14 protein-coding genes are annotated in these 15547 nt (G+C 63.6%); 6 read left to right on the top strand and 8 right to left on the bottom strand.

The features are described 5' to 3' along the window. Positions 1-2 precede the first annotated feature (2 nt). Together U4Y90_RS00070 and U4Y90_RS00065 are read left to right on the top strand one after the other, a co-directional pair. Positions 3-317 (top strand): transcriptional regulator, encoded by a 315-nt coding sequence (locus U4Y90_RS00070; protein ID WP_321790958.1) that lies wholly within the window; start codon positions 3-5, stop codon positions 315-317. Continuing rightward, positions 310-597, top strand: a complete 288-nt coding sequence (locus U4Y90_RS00065) for a helix-turn-helix domain-containing protein (RefSeq protein WP_321790956.1) — start codon at positions 310-312, stop codon at positions 595-597. The genes U4Y90_RS00070 and U4Y90_RS00065 overlap by 8 nt, the downstream gene beginning before the upstream one ends. A gap of 13 nt (positions 598-610) precedes the next feature. Here the strand turns inward: U4Y90_RS00065 and U4Y90_RS00060 are convergent, their stop codons facing one another. Next, positions 611-1543: a DMT family transporter gene (locus U4Y90_RS00060; RefSeq protein WP_321790954.1), complete on the bottom strand. Its 933-nt coding sequence runs from the start codon at positions 1541-1543 to the stop codon at positions 611-613. 112 nt (positions 1544-1655) lie between these two features. Here U4Y90_RS00060 and U4Y90_RS00055 point away from each other — a divergent pair, with 112 nt between their 5' ends. Further along, complete coding sequence (locus tag U4Y90_RS00055) at positions 1656-2126, top strand: Lrp/AsnC family transcriptional regulator (protein ID WP_321790952.1); 471 nt, start codon at positions 1656-1658, stop codon at positions 2124-2126. A 91-nt stretch (positions 2127-2217) separates the two neighbouring features. After that, positions 2218-2538, top strand: coding sequence for a hypothetical protein (locus U4Y90_RS00050; RefSeq protein WP_321792502.1), 321 nt, complete (start codon positions 2218-2220; stop codon positions 2536-2538). 88 nt (positions 2539-2626) lie between these two features. On the opposite strand, the gene U4Y90_RS00045 is transcribed toward U4Y90_RS00050, so the two are convergent. Then, positions 2627-2782 carry a hypothetical protein gene (locus U4Y90_RS00045; RefSeq protein WP_167357765.1) on the bottom strand — a complete coding sequence of 52 codons (156 nt, stop codon included), beginning with the start codon at positions 2780-2782 and terminating at the stop codon, positions 2627-2629. A gap of 209 nt (positions 2783-2991) precedes the next feature. Here U4Y90_RS00045 and U4Y90_RS00040 point away from each other — a divergent pair, with 209 nt between their 5' ends. Both U4Y90_RS00040 and U4Y90_RS00035 read left to right on the top strand, forming a co-directional pair. Further along, entirely contained in the window at positions 2992-4398 is a 1407-nt protein-coding gene (locus U4Y90_RS00040; RefSeq protein ID WP_321790946.1) for a selenium-binding family protein, read from the top strand. Between the two features lie 20 nt (positions 4399-4418). Continuing rightward, positions 4419-5042 (top strand): hypothetical protein, encoded by a 624-nt coding sequence (locus tag U4Y90_RS00035; protein WP_321790944.1) that lies wholly within the window; start codon positions 4419-4421, stop codon positions 5040-5042. A gap of 75 nt (positions 5043-5117) precedes the next feature. Here the strand turns inward: U4Y90_RS00035 and U4Y90_RS00030 are convergent, their stop codons facing one another. The 6 genes from U4Y90_RS00030 to pcaF form a co-directional block, all read right to left on the bottom strand. Beyond that, positions 5118-6617: an efflux transporter outer membrane subunit gene (locus tag U4Y90_RS00030; RefSeq protein WP_321790942.1), complete on the bottom strand. Its 1500-nt coding sequence runs from the start codon at positions 6615-6617 to the stop codon at positions 5118-5120. Beyond that, positions 6617-7837: an efflux RND transporter periplasmic adaptor subunit gene (locus tag U4Y90_RS00025; RefSeq protein ID WP_321790941.1), complete on the bottom strand. Its 1221-nt coding sequence runs from the start codon at positions 7835-7837 to the stop codon at positions 6617-6619. Before U4Y90_RS00025 ends, U4Y90_RS00030 begins: the two co-directional genes overlap by 1 nt. Positions 7838-7864: 27 nt before the next feature. Then, positions 7865-11053, bottom strand: a complete 3189-nt coding sequence (locus U4Y90_RS00020) for an efflux RND transporter permease subunit (protein WP_321790939.1) — start codon at positions 11051-11053, stop codon at positions 7865-7867. 242 nt (positions 11054-11295) lie between these two features. Further along, complete coding sequence (gene paaK, locus U4Y90_RS00015; protein WP_321790937.1) at positions 11296-12636, bottom strand: phenylacetate--CoA ligase PaaK; 1341 nt, start codon at positions 12634-12636, stop codon at positions 11296-11298. A gap of 33 nt (positions 12637-12669) precedes the next feature. Continuing rightward, positions 12670-14184: a 3-hydroxyacyl-CoA dehydrogenase gene (locus U4Y90_RS00010; protein WP_321790935.1), complete on the bottom strand. Its 1515-nt coding sequence runs from the start codon at positions 14182-14184 to the stop codon at positions 12670-12672. 12 nt (positions 14185-14196) lie between these two features. Then, positions 14197-15399 (bottom strand): 3-oxoadipyl-CoA thiolase, encoded by a 1203-nt coding sequence (gene pcaF / locus U4Y90_RS00005; protein WP_321790933.1) that lies wholly within the window; start codon positions 15397-15399, stop codon positions 14197-14199. Between the last annotated feature and the right edge of the window lie 148 nt (positions 15400-15547).

Genomic DNA, 15547 nt, shown 5'->3' with positions numbered 1-15547 from the left:
CCATGTACTCGATCATCGAAACTGCGGTTTTTCAACGCTATGCAGCCGAAATCTGGAAAGACGCAGAACGTGAAGCGTTCATCGTTTGGCTCGCCAACAATCCGCTCGCGGGCGCTGTCATACCCGGCGCGGGAGGCTTGCGTAAAGTCCGCTGGACGACGCCCGGGAAAGGAAAACGGGGTGGCGCGCGCGTCATCTACTACAACATTCTTGATGAGGGCGAGATCTGGCTGCTGATCGCCTACTCGAAAGCCAAATTCGACACTCTTCCAACGGCTTTCCTTAACCAACTTCGTGAGGCAATTCAACATGGATAAGGAACTCGAGAAGTTCCAGGCCGATCTTCTTCAATCGGTGCGCGACATGAAGAAGGGGCGCGCTGCACGCACGACCCGCATCGAGCCCACCGTCGCCGCCTTGGCGCGCGCAAGGGCCGGCGTGTCTCAGTCGGAATTCGCAGCGTTGCTCGGCGTTTCCGTTCGTACGTTTCAGGACTGGGAACAAGGCCGTCGCAATCCTACGGGTGCGGCTCAAACGCTCTTGCGCGTGGCTGTCGCACATCCGGAGGCGCTGCGCGATCTGCCGCGCGCGGCGTAGTCATCGCGCAGTTCTACCGTTCCCTGCTTCGCGGCACGATCCGCCACTGCAGATTCACCCCCGCGGCCGCGAGCAGAATCAGCGCCGCGCCGGCCACTTGCGGCCACGCGAGCCGCTGCCCGAACGCGAGCCAGTCGACGACGATCGCCACCACCGGATAGATGAACGACAGCGCGCCTGTCGTCGCGGTCGGCAGCTTCTGGATCGCACCGTACAGCAGCACGTACATCAGCCCCGTGTTCACGACGCCGAGCACGACGAGATCGGCCCATCCGCCGATCGACGCGGGCGTCTGTGCGAAGCGCGCGAACGGCGCCAGCATCACGATGCCGAACAGCACATGCAGCATCGCGATGAGATGCGGCGGCGTGCCCTTCAGGCGCTTCGTGACGATCGACGATATCGCGTACAGGAAGGCCGCGCCGAGCGCGTATGCAATGCCTTCGAGATACTCTCCCGGCATTGCGAGCACCGCGGGCTCCACGCGCACCACCATCACGAGACCGATGAACGCGACACCTAGCCACGCGATCGTCGACGCCGACACGCGCTCGCGCAAAATGAGCGCGCCCAGCGCGACGAGCATGAAGGGCTGCGTGTTGTAGACGGTCGTTGCCATCGAGATCGACGCGCGCGAATACGCGGCGAAGAGCAGCAGCCAGTTGCCGACGATCGCCACGCTGCCGAACGCGACGAGGCCGATCATGCGCCACGAGAAGTAGCGCGTCTTCAGCAGGCCGAGCGCCGCGCACACGACCATGAGCGTCGCCGCGCCGAACACGCAGCGAAAGAACACCACATTCCACGGCGTCTGCCCCGACGACACGACGAGCCAGCCGATCGTGCCCGACATGAGCATCGCGACGGACATCTCGATCGCGCCGCGCCGCACTTCATTCGCATTCGATGAGCCGGCAAAGCCCGCATCGATTCGTTCGCTGTTCATCTCGTGCCCTGCCTGCAAGTTTCGATGGCTTCAAGTCTATCGATGCGCTTCACGCGAAACCATGCCTAAAATTAGGCACGCGCAATTAACGACCTTTGAATCGAAGGCGATCATGGGAAAGAACTTAAGCAGCCCGACTCAGCCGGGCATCGATGCGATCGATCGCGAGCTCATCGCCGTGCTCGCGAGCGACGGCCGCATCGCGGTGAGCGAGCTGGCGAAGCGCGTCGGCTTGTCGGCGCCGAGCACCGCCGAGCGCATGCGCCGGCTCGAAACGCAAGGCGTGATTCGCGGCTTCACGGTCGATATCGATCCGCGTGCGCTCGGCTACACGTTGCAGGCGATCGTGCGCGTACAGCCGCTGCCTGGGCAGTTGCATCTGGTCGAGGAAGCGATTCGGCGCATTCCCGAGTTCGTCGAATGCGACAAGGTGACGGGCGACGATTGCTTCGTATGCCGTCTCTATCTGCGCTCGATCGAGCATCTCGACGATATCCTGTCGCGCGTCACCGAGCGCGCCGCGACGAGCACGGCCATCGTCAAGGCGACGCCGATCGAACGGCGTCTGCCGCCGCTCGGCTGAATATTGCGCGTTTTTACCGGCAGACGAACGGCGTTACACTAGGTTCAGGCGCTTGAAACTGCAATACAGGCTATGCGCGAAAGGAGCGACTATGAGTGACTTCGACGCCAACCGCACCTTCCGCGGGCTTCCGCTGACAGCCGAGCAGGATGCCGAAGTGCGGCACTACATCAAAAAGAAAAAACAGCGCGGCGAGCCGTGGGAGACACCGGAACTGGAGGCGATGCTTCAGGACATGCTGGAGCCGCCGGCGGACGAAGACGGCCCGGTCGAAGACGACACCGACGAGGAAACCCGCTCGGCGGCAGAGCGCGCGTCGGCGTTCATCGACGAAGGCATGGACCCGATAGAGAACAGCGAGGAATGGCACGCCGCGATGGAAGCCGAAGCGATGAAAGGGCCAAGGCGCTGACGATCTTTTCGCGCCATGCATAAAAAGCGCCGGTCGATGCCGGCGCACTATCCGTTCACTTCACATCACTAAACGTCCCACTGCACGTTCAATGCCTGTGCCGCCAGTCGCGCGGCGGATGCGTATCCAGCCAGCGTGCCTTCGGGGTATGGATATGTGGATGCCGGTGATGCATCACGAGAACCACCGCGACACATAGCACCAGGACGAGTCCCGCCATCAGGCTGATCATCGGCTCGGCCATCGCTACCTCCTGCTTGGTTCAAAGGGCGATGCCTCTATTCTAGGCGCATCTTCGACGCGGCGAATCATGCGCCTCGCGCAGATGCATCGCACAAAAGCATCTAACGGAACAGACGCCATCGGGAGCGTGACTTGTCCCCATGTCCTATAGTGCTTGAGTGCCTGAGCACGCGCGTTTTGCAAGCGAGCGAAATCAACCGGGAGACACAGATGGCGACATGGAAACCCGATCCGAGCTTCTACCCTTCCCCGCGGCTCGCTGCAAAAGCGCCGCGCGAAACGCTGGCCTACGTCGCGACGTTCGACCCGGAGCGCAAGTCACCTGACAAGATCGCCGTCGTCGATGTCGATCCCGATTCGCCGGACTATACGAAGATCGTCGGCGAAATCGCGATGCCCGATACCGGCGACGAGCTGCATCACTTCGGCTGGAACGCGTGCTCGTCGTGCCTGTGCCCGAACGCGCCGCATCCGCACATGGAGCGGCGTTATCTCATCGTGCCGGGACTGCGTTCGTCGCGCGTGCATATCATCGACACGAAGCCCGATCCGAAGAAGCCCGTCATCGTGAAAACGATCGAGCCCGAAGAACTCGCGGAAAAAACCGGCTATACGCGGCCGCATACGGTGCACTGCGGACCGGGCGGAATCTATGTCACCGCGCTCGGCAACGCCGAAGGCAAAGCCCCCGGCGGCGTGTTGATGCTCGATCAGCAGAGCTTCGATCCGCTCGGCCGCTGGGAAGTGGATCGCGGTCCGCAACAGCTCGCGTATGACGGCTGGTGGCATCTCGGCTACGACACGATGGTCACGAGCGAATGGGGCACGCCCGATACCTTCGAGAACGGCCTCGTCCCCGATTTGCTGCTCGGCGCAAAGTATGGCCGCAAGCTGCATTTCTGGGACTTCACGAAGCGCAAACACATTCAGGAGATCGATTTCGGCGACGAATATCAGCTCGTCTTCGAGTTGCGTCCCGCGCACGATCCGACCAAGGCATACGGCTTCGTGAATTGCGTGATCAGCCTGAAGGATCTGTCGTCGTCGATCTGGACCTGGTATCGCGACAAGGACAAGTGGGCCGTGAAAAAGATCATCGACATTCCCGCCGAGCCCGCCGATGCCGATGCGCTGCCCCCGCTGCTCAAGGGCTTCAACGCGGTGCCGCCGCTCGTCTCCGATATCGATCTGTCGATGGACGACCGCTTCCTCTACGTCTCGTGCTGGGGCACCGGCGACATGCTGCAGTACGACGTCTCCGATCCGTTCGCGCCGAAGCTCACCGGCAAGGTGCGTATCGGCGGCGTGGTCTCGCGCGCGACGCATCCGGGCGCGAAGAATGGCGCCAGCAATGGCGGGTTGAACGGCGGCCCGCAGATGGTCGAAGTGAGCCGCGACGGCCGCCGCGTCTACTTCACCAACTCGCTGTACGGCGCGGTCGATGCGCAGTTCTACCCTGAAGGCATCGAGGGCTGGATGGTGAAGCTCGACGCCGATCCCAACGGCGGACTTTCGGTCGACGAGAAGTTTTTCATCGACTGGCCCAAGGGACATCGGCCGCATCAGATCCGGCTGCAAGGCGGCGACTGCTCGTCGGATTCGTACTGCTATCCCTGACTCGCCGGGAGTTGCTTCGCATGGACGCCGCATCGCCCGCGCTCCTTGTCACCGCCGCGGGCCTCGGCGCGTTTCACGGGCTCAATCCCGCGATGGGATGGCTCTTCGCGGTGGCGCTCGGCCTCTATGCGCGAAGCCGCCGTGTCGCGCTGGTGTCGCTCGTGCCGATCGCGCTGGGGCACGCGGCATCGGTCGCGCTCGTGCTCGCGGGCGCGCTCACGCTCGGCGCGGTGATCGGCCACGACATGCTCGCGCGTGCGTGCGGGGCGCTGCTGATCGGCTGGGGCGCATGGAGCGCGTGGCGCGGGCATCGGGGACGCCCGAGCGTCGGCATGCGCACCGGACTCGCGGGTCTCGTGCTGTGGTCGTTCGTGATGGCGAGTGCGCATGGCGCTGGCCTGATGCTCGTACCGGCGCTGTTGCCGCTGTGCACGGGCACGGTCGCCAATACGGCTTTCGGCGCCAGCGCTCTCGCGCTCACCGTCCACACCGGCGCGATGCTCGCCGTGATCGCCGCGATCTCCATGTTCGCGATGTCCGTTCAGGAACGCGGCGGACTCGGCTTTCTGCGAAGCGGCTGGATCAACATCGACTGGATCTGGAGCGCCGCGCTGATCGCATGCGGCGTGCTGCTGCTCGTTTGACGCCGATGACGGTTCAAGGAAATCGCATTCTGCATGCGTGATGCCCGATGGCATTTTGCATGCATCACGCAGCATTCAATCGCGCCGCGAGACTTCCTCGGCGCTCGGCAACTCGGCCGTCGTCCAGCCCCCGCCCAGCGCCTTCACGAGCGCGACGCTCGCCGCCATGCGCCGCCGCTCGATGCGCACCGCCGTGCGTTGATCCGACAGCACGATCGCCTGCGTCACGACCACGCTCAGATACGTGATCGCGCCGTTCTCGTAGCGATTGCTCACCTTGCCGAGCGCGCGCTGGGCGGCGTCGACCGCCTCGCGCTGCGCTTCGCTTTCGCGGCGCAGCACGTCGAGCGCGTTCAGGTTGTCTTCCACTTGCCCGAACGCGACCAGCACCGTTTGCCGATAATCGGCGACGTGCTCGTCGTAGGCGGCGCGCGCCGCATCGCGGGCTGCCGCGCGACCGCCGAAATCCAGCACGGTGAATGCGAGTTGCGGCCCGAGCGACCAGAAGCGACTCGGCGCTTCGAGCCACGATGTGAATCGGGTCGCTTCGAGACCGCCCGTCGCGGCGAGCAGCAGATTCGGGAAAAACGCCGCCGTCGCCACGCCGACGCGCGCATTCGCCTCGGCGACGCGCCGCTCCGCCGCCGCGATATCCGGCCGCCGCTCGAGCAGCGCGGAGGGCACGCTGAGCGGCAACGCTTCGAGCGCCGCGGACGGATGCGGCGCATGCGCTTCGTTGAGCGGCGCGACATCGAGCGTGAAGTTCGACGGGTTCTCGCCGACCAGGATCGCGATCGCATTGACGAGGCTCGCGCGCGTGGTCTCGAGATCGATCAGCTGAGCTTGCGTCGCGCGCAACTGCTCTTCCGCCTGCGCGACATCCGATTCCGCCGCGACGCCGCCCGCGAAACGATCGCGCGTGAGGGCGAGCGCCTTTTCATAGGCTTGCAGCGTCGCCTGCAACAACCGCTCTTCCTCGACGGTGCCGCGCAAATCGAAGTAGTCGGTCGCAAGCTCCGCCTGCATCGACAGAATCGCGCTTTGCAGGTCCGCGGCGCTCGCCTGCGCCTCCGCGCGGCCGCCCTCGACGGCACGCGAAATGCGGCCCCACAGATCCGGCTCCCACGAGATCTGCGCGTCGATCAGATAGTCGGGCACGGTCACGCCCGCGCTCGATTTGTACAACACGTTCGACGACACGCGCGACTGATTGAACGCGGCATTCGCCGTGACCGTCGGAAAGTACGCGGACCGTGCTTGCGCGGCTGCCGCACGCGCCCCGCGAAACCGCGCGGCAGCCGCCGCGACGGTCTGGTTCGCGGTCGCGACGCGTGCTTCCAGCGAGTTCAGTTGCGGATCGCCGTAGACCTCCCACCACGGCGCGCGCGGCTTCGCATCGGCGGGTTGCGCGGGCTTCCAGTCTTGCGCTGCCGACGCGGACACATCGAGCGGCGCCTGCGATTTGTACGCGACAGGCACCGGCATGTCGGGCCGCACATAGTCCGGCCCGACGGCGCAACCGGCCAGTGCAGCGGTAGTCAGCAGCGCAACGAGCCGGATCGATGGGCGCGTCATCACGACTCGCTTCCGTCAGGCTTCGCGGCCCCGCCGCGCGCGCCCTCGCTCGCACCCGCGCCCGTGTCCGCCCGGCCGATGCGCACCGCCGCGCCGTCGATGATCGAATCGGGCGGATTCACGATCACGCGTTCATCGCCATTCAAGCCGGACACGATGGACACACGCGTGCCGTAGTCCGTGCCCAGCGTGATCGGCAGAAGCTTTACGCGATTGTTCGCATCGACGCTCGCGGCATGTACGCCATCGGGACGAAACAGCAGTGCGTTGCCGGGCAGCGTATAGGAAGGATTCGCGCTCGTGAGACGAAAGCGCACTTGCGCATAGGCACCCGCGAGCAGTTCGCCGGTCGGGTTCTTCACATCGACTTCGACGCGCATCGTGCGCGCGACGGGATCGACCGCGCCCGCCGTGCGCACCGTGACGCCGTCGAACTTGCGATTGCGCTCCTCGTTGAGCAGCAGCTCCGCGGGCAATCCGACCGTGATCATCCGCGCATACGCCTGCGGCACGTCGACGAACACGCGCAAGGTCGACGCATCCTGAATGTGAAAGAGCTCGCGGCCCGAGGCACCGCTTCCGGCGTCGATCAACTGGCCGACATCGGTGTTGCGCGCGGTGACGACGCCGTCGAAGGGCGCATAGATCTTCTGGAACGACACGAGTTGTTCGAGCCGCGAAACGTTCGCCTGCGCCGCGTTCAGCGCCGCTTCCTTCGCGAGCATGTCGCCGTTCTTTTCATCGGTCTCCTGACGGGACACCGAGTTGTTCTTCAGCATCTGCGCCCAGCGTTCGGCCGTCGTCTTCGCAAGCAAGTAGTTCGCGCGGGACGTTTGCGCATCGGCGCGCGCCTGACGAAGCTGATCGTTGATCTCGGGCGCATCGATCTCCGCGAGCAACTGGCCCTTCTTCACCTTCGTGCCGATATCGACGGTCCAGCGCTTCAGATAACCATTGGTGCGCGCGAAGATCGGCGCGTCGGAGAACGCGCGAATATCGCCTGCCAGCACGAGATCCTGCGATGCCTTCATGCGCGTGGGCTTGATGACCTCGACGGTCTGCACGCCATGTTCGTTCGCATCGCGCTCGAGCTCCGCATGCGCGGCGCGCCGCGACAGGATGCCCTGCGCGATGAGCGCGACGACGACCACGAGCGCGATCACGAGCCATAAGCGCCCTCGCCGCCTGTTGCCCGATCGTTGCGACCACTGCTCTTCCATTCTTGCTCCGCCTGCTGTCCGATTGTTTTATTGCGCCGCTTCCCTGATCGCGGTGTCCGGTCCCTTGCCGCGCGCTTCCATGCGCCGATAGATCATCGAGAACACGACCGGCACGAAGAACAGCGTCGCGACGGTGCCGACCATCAAGCCGCCGATCACCGCGCGCCCGAGCGGCGCGTTCTGTTCGCCGCCTTCGCCGAGACCGATCGCCATCGGCACCATGCCTATCATCATCGCGAGCGCCGTCATCAACACCGGCCTGAAACGCGTATAACCGGCCTCGAGCGCGGAGCGCCCCGCGTCGCCATGTTCGGCGAGCGCCGTGCGCGCGAAACTCACGACGAGAATGCTGTTCGCCGTCGCGATGCCGATACACATGATCGCCCCGGTCAAGGCGGGAATCGATAGCGTCGTATGCGTGAGGAACAACATCCACACGATGCCCGCGAGCGCGCCCGGCAAGGCGGTGATGATGATGAACGGATCGAGCCACGACTGAAAATTCACGACGATCAACAAGTACACGAGCACGACGGCGAGAATGAGGCCGAACGCGAGACCGGAAAAAGATCCGTTCATCGTTTCGACCTGGCCGCGCATTTCGATCGACGAGCCTTTGGGCAATTCGCCGCGCGCTTCGTCGATGATGCGCTGCACGTCGTCCGCCACGGCTCCGAGGTCGCGCCGCTCGGTGGTCGCATAGAGATTGATGGTGGTCTGCGCGTTGTAGTGATAGACCACCGCATCGCGCGCGCCGCGCGAGAGCGATGCAAGCGCGCCGAGAATATTGGTCTTCCCGCTCGCCGACGTCACCGGAATGTTCGCCACCGACTGCAGCGAGTTCATGTCGTACTGCGGCGCGGTCGTGATCACGTTGTAGCTCACGCCGTTCACGGGATTGAGCCAGAACGTGGGCGTCGTCTGCTGGCTGCCCGATAGCGTGATGAGCAGGTTGTTCGCGACATCGCGCTGGGTGAAGCCAGCCTGCAGCGCCTTCGTGCGATCGACCTCGACATTGATCGACGGCAAATCGGACGGCTGCTGAATGCGCGCATCGACGAGGCCCGGCACGCGGCGGATCTTCTCCAGCATGCGATTGGCGAGCGCGCGATTGCCGCGCACGTCGCGTCCGGTGATGGCGATATCGAGCGGCGCGGGCACGCCGAAGTTGAGGATCTGACTCACGATATCCGCCGGCAGGAACGAGAACGTCACGCCGGGAAACTCTTGCGGCAGGCGCCTTCTCAACTCGTGGATATAGCCGTCGGTCGGCGCGTGGTCTTCGTTCAGGCTGATGAGCACGTCGGCATCGGCGGAACTGACCGTGCCCGTATTGTTGTACGAGAGATTGATGCCCGATACCGGCAAGCCCATGTTGTCGATGATCGAGCGAACCTCGCCGCGTGGAATCAATTGCCGGATGCGGGCATCGACGCGATCCGTGAGCGCCGCCGTTTCCTCGATTCGAGTGCCCGTCTTCGCGCGCATGTGCAATGCGATCACACCCGAATCGATCGATGGAAAGAAGTCGCGTCCGAGGAACGGCGCAAGACCGAGCGACAACAGGCAGCACAGCAGAAACAATGAAGCGAAGCGTCCCGGATTCGCAAGCCGTGCCTCGAGAAAGCCTCGATAGCGATGGCGCACGGATTCGAAATGCCGCTCGAACGCGAGATGAATGCGCACGAACGGATTGCGCGAGCCTTTCATCGATTCGACATCGCCGCCCATGTGCTCGTGATGACGCAGCAGATACTTCGCGAGTGTCGGGATAAGCGTGCGTGAAAAGAAGTACGAAGCGAGCATCGCGAACACGACGGCTTCGGCCATCGGCACGAAGAGGTAATGCGCGACGCCTGTCAGCAGGAACATCGGAATGAACACGATGCAGATCGAGAGTGTCGACACAAGCGTCGGCACCGCGATCTGCTGTGCGCCATCGAGAATCGCCTGCTCCAGCTCCTTGCCCTGTTCCAGATTCTGGCTGATGTTTTCGATTGCGACCGTCGCGTCGTCTACGAGAATGCCGACCGCGAGCGCGAGGCCGCCGAGCGTCATGATGTTGATGGTCTGCCCGATCGCGGAGAGCGCGACGATCGACGTCAACATGGAGAGCGGTATCGAGATCGCGATGATGAGCGTCGCGCGCCAGCTTCCGAGAAACAGCAAGACCATCAGCGCCGTGAGGCCCGCTGCGATCACCGCTTCGCGCAGCACGCCCGACACCGATGCGCGCACGAACAGCGATTGATCCGCCACCGGCTCGATCTTCAGCGATTCGGGCACCATGCCGCGCAGTGTCGGCAACAGGTTCTTCACGCGCGCGACGATATCGAGCGTCGAAGCATTGCCGCTCTTGTTGATCGTGAGGAGCGAGGCGCGTGTGCCGTCGACCCGCACGATGTTGGTCTGCGGCTGGAAGCCATCGCGCACATGCGCGACGTCCTTGATATAGATGGTGCCGCCCGGACCCGTGCGGATCGGTATGTCGTTGAGTCCTTCGATCGAGCCCGGGCTCGCGTTCAGGCCCACCGAATACTCCGTCGAGCCGATCTTCGTCGTGCCTGTCGGCAAGATGAGGTTCTGCGCGCTGATCGCATTGACGACATCGGTCGGTGCGAGGTTCTTCGCCTGCAGCTTGCGCGAGTCGATATCGACCATGATCTGCCGCTGCTTGCCGCCATAGGGCAGCGGCACCGATGCGCCCTGCACCGTCGCGAGCTGGGTCTTCAGGAAGCTGTTGCCGAAGTCGTAGAGCTGTTGCTCGGTGAGCTCCGTCGACGACAACGCGAGCCGAAGAATCGGCACCGTCGAAGCATTGAAGCGCAATATGTTCGGCGGCGTGATGCCCGGTGGCAGCGAGCGCAATTGCGTTTGCGAGAGCGCGGTGATCTCCGCTATGGCTTCATCGACATTCGCGTTAGGCTGAAAGTAGATGCGAATCACCGCGATGCCCGGCAGCGACTCCGACTCGATATGCTCGATGTCGTTCACCGCCACCGATAAGCCGCGCTCATAGTTGAGCGTGATGCGGCGCTCCATCTGATCGGGCGGCAGGCCCGTATATGACCAGATGACGCTGACAACCGGAATGTCGATGTTGGGGAAGATGTCGGTCGGCGTGCGCAGAATGACGAGCGGACCGATGATCAGCAGGAGCAGCGACAGGACGATGAACGTGTACGGCCGCTTGAGCGCGAGTCTGACGATCCACATCTAAATTCCGCCTGCCCCGTTTGATGTTCGTTATTCGAATGCCTTGCGACTACTGCGTGAATGCATTCGATACGATGACACAACTGAAGCTTACAAAACAATTTGCGCAAACGGTTGCGAGGGTTTATGCGGAAGGTTTTCTGCAGAGGAATGCGAGACCGCACCGAAAATGGAACGCGCGCTCCAATTGGTGGGAATTGAATTGCGCCCCGCGGAACGCGAGGCGCTTGACTCATTGACGATCAGACAGTCGCAGGGCGCAAGTCGAGCACGCGCTTTGCCTTGCCGGTGGCGGTCGTCGGCAGCTCGCCGGAATCGAGCACGCGCACTTGCGTGGAGACGCCGACCATCGTCTTGACGCGATGTTGAAGCTCGCGCGAGAGGCCCGCGCGCTCGCTCTCGCTCAACGACGCGCAGACTTCGGCGCGCGCCTCGACGGACACGGACAGCGAGTCCATGTGGCCCTCGCGCGACACGCACAATTGATATTGGCCGCTCAGGCGCGGAATCGCGAGAATCAGCTCTTCGATCTGGCTCGGAAACACATTCACGCCGCGAATGATGAGCATGTCGTCGGAGCGGCCCGTGATCTTCGCGAGGCGGCGCATCGAGCGTGCGCTCGGCGGCAACAGCGACGTGAGGTCGCGCGTGCGGTAACGGATCATCGGCATCGCTTCCTTCGTGAGCGATGTGAAGACCAGCTCACCGGTGCTGCCTTCGGGAAGCACTTCGCCCGTCACCGGATCGATGATCTCGGGATAGAAGTGATCTTCCCAGATCGTCGGGCCATCTTTCGTTTCGATGCATTCGCATGCCACGCCCGGCCCCATGATTTCCGAAAGCCCGTAGATATCGAGCGCCTGAATGCCCGCGCGCGTTTCGATCTCGCTGCGCAAGCCCTGGCTCCAGGGCTCGGCGCCGAAGATGCCGATCTTGAGCGACGTGTTCGCCGGGTCCATGCCCTGACGCGCCATCTCGTCGAGCAGATTCAACATGTACGACGGCGTGACGAGAATGATCTTCGGCTCGAAATCGCGAATCAGTTGGACCTGCTTTTCGGTCTGTCCACCCGACATCGGCACGACCATGCAACCGAGACGCTCCGCGCCATAGTGAATGCCGAGACCACCGGTGAAGAGACCATAGCCGAACGCATTGTGCAGCGTATCGCCCTTGCGGCCACCGGCGGCGCGAATCGAGCGCGCGGTGACGTTGGCCCACGTGTCGATGTCCTTCGCCGTATAGCCGACGACCGTCGGCTTGCCCGTCGTGCCGCTCGATGCATGCACGCGCACGACCTGATCGCGCGGCACGGCGAAGAGACCGAAGGGATAGTTGTCGCGTAGGTCGGTTTTCGTCGTGGTCGGAAAGCGCGCGAGATCGGACAGCTCGCGCAAGTCGTCGGGATGCACGCCCGCCGCATCGAATGCGCGGCGATAGTGCGCCACGTTCTCGTAGGCGTGGCGCAACGACCACTTCAGGCGTTCGAGTTGCAGCGTCTGAAGCTCGTCCCGGCTTGCGCGCTCGATCGGTTCCAGTTCGCTTTGCTGTGCAATGGATTGGACCACGGTTGTCTCCTGCATGAATGCTCGATGATTGAATGACGCGAATTCGTTTCAGTGAAACAGTTGGCCCGAATAACTCAAGGCCGAAATAAGTGGCGATGCGCGATAGCGGTCTTCGCCATAGTGCGCCGCGAGATGACGCAGCACCTCGTGAACGCGCCCGATGCCGATGCGCTCTCCCCACGCGAGCGGCCCGAGCGGATAGTTCACGCCCTTCTCCATCGCGAGGTCGAGGTCGGCGCTCGTGCAAACGCCTTGATTTACAGCATCCGCCGCTTCGTTGACGAGCATCGCGACGGTACGCATCACCGCCATGCCGGCAACATCGATCAATGGCACTACCGCATAGCCGGCATTCGTCAATGCGCCGACGACAGCCGCGTAAGCATCGACATTGCATTGACGCGCACGCGTGAGCGCGACGCTCTGCGCGTTCGCATAGTCGAGCGCCAGATCGATCAGCACGACGTTATCGATGCCGAGCGCGTGTGCGCGTTCGGTCGCCGTGCGTCCATCGGTGAGAAAGAGCCATGCGTCATCGATCTGCGCGATGAGGCCGGGCATGTCGTTGCGGCCAATGCTTGCATCGGCGATGCGCGATTGCAGGCGCTCGTACAAGGGCACGCTTTCACCGCACACGATCTTCGATGGCGTGCGCGTGCTGGTTTCGATGCGCACAGCGGGCTTCGCCGCATTCGCCGCATAGTCGTAAAAGCCCCGGCCCGTCTTGCGGCCGAGATAGCCCGCATTCACCAGTTCCTGCTGAATCAGCGACGGCGTGAAGCGCGGATCGTTGAAGTACGCGTTGAACACCGATTGCGTCACGGCGAAATTCACGTCGTGGCCGATCAGGTCCATCAACTCGAACGGTCCCATGCGAAAGCCGCCCGAATCGCGCATGACGGTATCGATGGAGAACGCGTCCGCGCCCTGCTCGCCGAGCACGCGCAAACCTTCCGCATAGAACGGCCGCGCCACGCGATTGACGATGAAACCCGGCGTCGACTTCGCATGAACCGGCCTCTTGCCCCAAGCGGACGAGGTGACGTACACCGTTTGCGCGACCGCATCGGATGTCGCGAGTCCGCGCACGACTTCCACGAGCGCCATCAGCGGCGCGGGGTTGAAGAAGTGCATGCCGACCACGCGCGACGGATGCTTCAACGGCGCCGCGATCGCCGTGATCGAAATCGATGAAGTATTGGTCGCGAGGATGCAATCGGACGTCACGATGCTTTCGAGCTCGCCGAACAGCGCGCGCTTGACGTCGAGCCGCTCTGCGACCGCTTCGATGACGAGCGATGCCGTGCGCAAGTCAGCGAGACTCGTCACGATGCGCACGCGATCGACGGCCTGACGCCCCGTGGACTCGTCGAGCTTCTTCTTGTCGATGAGGCGCTGCACATTCGCCGCGATGCCGTCACGCGCCTTGTCGAGCGCCTTCGCGTCGAGGTCGTAAAGCAGCACGGTGTGTCCCGCCAGCGCCGCGACCTGCGCGATGCCCGCGCCCATCGCGCCCGCACCGATTACGCCGACGATCGCCGATGTCTGAATGGCCTGTGTCATGTCGCGAGACCCTCAGACGCGCTCGATCGCAATCGCGATGCCCTGGCCCACGCCGATGCACATCGTGCAAAGCGCATAGCGGCCGTTGCGGCGCTCGAGTTCGTACATGGCGGTCGTGACGAGCCGCGCACCGGATGCGCCGAGCGGATGACCGAGCGCGATGGCGCCGCCGTTCGGATTCACGCGCGGATCGTCTTCGGCCAGGCCCAGTTGACGCAGCACCGCGATGCCTTGCGAAGCGAATGCCTCGTTGAGTTCGATGACGTCGAACGCGTCCAGCGTGAGGCCCGTGCGCGCGAGAAGTTTCTTCGTCGCCGGCGCGGGACCGATGCCCATGATGCGCGGTTCGACGCCCGCCGTCGCCATGCCGATGATGCGCGCGCGCGGCGTGAGTCCGTGGCGCTTCGCCGACTCCTCATTCGCGATGATTAGCGCGCACGCGCCGTCGTTCACGCCCGATGCGTTGCCCGCCGTCACGCTGCCGTCGGGGCGCACGACACCCTTGAGCTTCGCGAGCGTTTCGAGCGAGGTCTCGCGCGGATGCTCGTCGCGATCGATCGCGATCGTTTCGCCCTTCTTTTGCGGAACGTTCACTGCAACGATTTCCTGAGCAAACGTGCCATCGGCCTGCGCACGTGCGGCGCGCTGCTGGCTGCGCAGTGCGAAGCGGTCCTGTGCCTCGCGCGAGATGCCGAAATCGACGGCGACGTTCTCCGCGGTCTCGGGCATCGAGTCGACGCCGTAGCGCTCGCGCATCGCACGATTGATGAACCGCCAGCCGATGGTCGTATCGAAGATATCGGCCGAGCGCGAGAAAGCGCTCGATGCCTTGCCCATCACGAAAGGCGCACGGGTCATGCTTTCGACGCCGCCCGCGAGATACAGCGAGCCATCGCCCGCCTTGATCGCGCGCGCGGCGCTGCCCACCGCGTCCATGCCCGAGCCGCACAGGCGATTGAGCGTCGTGCCGGGCACGTCGACAGGCAAGCCCGCCAGCAAGCCCGACATGCGGGCGACGTTGCGGTTGTCCTCGCCTGCCTGGTTCGCGCAGCCGTAGATCACATCGTCGACCTGCGCCCAGTCCACCGATGCGTTGCGCTTCATGAGCGCGGTGATGGGCACGGCACCGAGATCGTCGGCGCGGACGTCCTTGAAAACACCGCCGTAGCGGCCGATAGGCGTACGAATCGCATCGCAGATGAAGGCTTCAGTCATGACAAGTCTCGATATTGAGGATGATCGATCGCAACGAAGCCGAGCAATGGTTGCATTGCTGACGACTTCGGGCTGGAATCGTGTTGAAATCGCTTCGGCTTCGCGCGCATCGTTGCGATGCGCGTCGTGCAAGTGAATCAGGACGGCG

The sequence above is a fragment of the Caballeronia sp. J97 genome, from assembly GCF_905220305.1.
In the GTDB taxonomy this organism is placed as follows: domain Bacteria; phylum Pseudomonadota; class Gammaproteobacteria; order Burkholderiales; family Burkholderiaceae; genus Caballeronia.
Note: the sequence above shows the minus strand (reverse complement) of the source record. Positions and strands in the feature narration are given on the sequence as shown.

Coding starts and splice junctions, on each gene's coding strand:
- U4Y90_RS00070 (WP_321790958.1), top strand. CDS start 3: ATGTACTCGATCATCGAAACTGCGGTTTTTCAACGCTATGCAGCCGAA.
- U4Y90_RS00065 (WP_321790956.1), top strand. CDS start 310: ATGGATAAGGAACTCGAGAAGTTCCAGGCCGATCTTCTTCAATCGGTG.
- U4Y90_RS00060 (WP_321790954.1), bottom strand. CDS start 1,543: ATGAACAGCGAACGAATCGATGCGGGCTTTGCCGGCTCATCGAATGCG.
- U4Y90_RS00055 (WP_321790952.1), top strand. CDS start 1,656: ATGGGAAAGAACTTAAGCAGCCCGACTCAGCCGGGCATCGATGCGATC.
- U4Y90_RS00050 (WP_321792502.1), top strand. CDS start 2,218: ATGAGTGACTTCGACGCCAACCGCACCTTCCGCGGGCTTCCGCTGACA.
- U4Y90_RS00045 (WP_167357765.1), bottom strand. CDS start 2,782: ATGGCCGAGCCGATGATCAGCCTGATGGCGGGACTCGTCCTGGTGCTA.
- U4Y90_RS00040 (WP_321790946.1), top strand. CDS start 2,992: ATGGCGACATGGAAACCCGATCCGAGCTTCTACCCTTCCCCGCGGCTC.
- U4Y90_RS00035 (WP_321790944.1), top strand. CDS start 4,419: ATGGACGCCGCATCGCCCGCGCTCCTTGTCACCGCCGCGGGCCTCGGC.
- U4Y90_RS00030 (WP_321790942.1), bottom strand. CDS start 6,617: ATGACGCGCCCATCGATCCGGCTCGTTGCGCTGCTGACTACCGCTGCA.
- U4Y90_RS00025 (WP_321790941.1), bottom strand. CDS start 7,837: ATGGAAGAGCAGTGGTCGCAACGATCGGGCAACAGGCGGCGAGGGCGC.
- U4Y90_RS00020 (WP_321790939.1), bottom strand. CDS start 11,053: ATGTGGATCGTCAGACTCGCGCTCAAGCGGCCGTACACGTTCATCGTC.
- paaK (WP_321790937.1), bottom strand. CDS start 12,636: ATGCAGGAGACAACCGTGGTCCAATCCATTGCACAGCAAAGCGAACTG.
- U4Y90_RS00010 (WP_321790935.1), bottom strand. CDS start 14,184: ATGACACAGGCCATTCAGACATCGGCGATCGTCGGCGTAATCGGTGCG.
- pcaF (WP_321790933.1), bottom strand. CDS start 15,399: ATGACTGAAGCCTTCATCTGCGATGCGATTCGTACGCCTATCGGCCGC.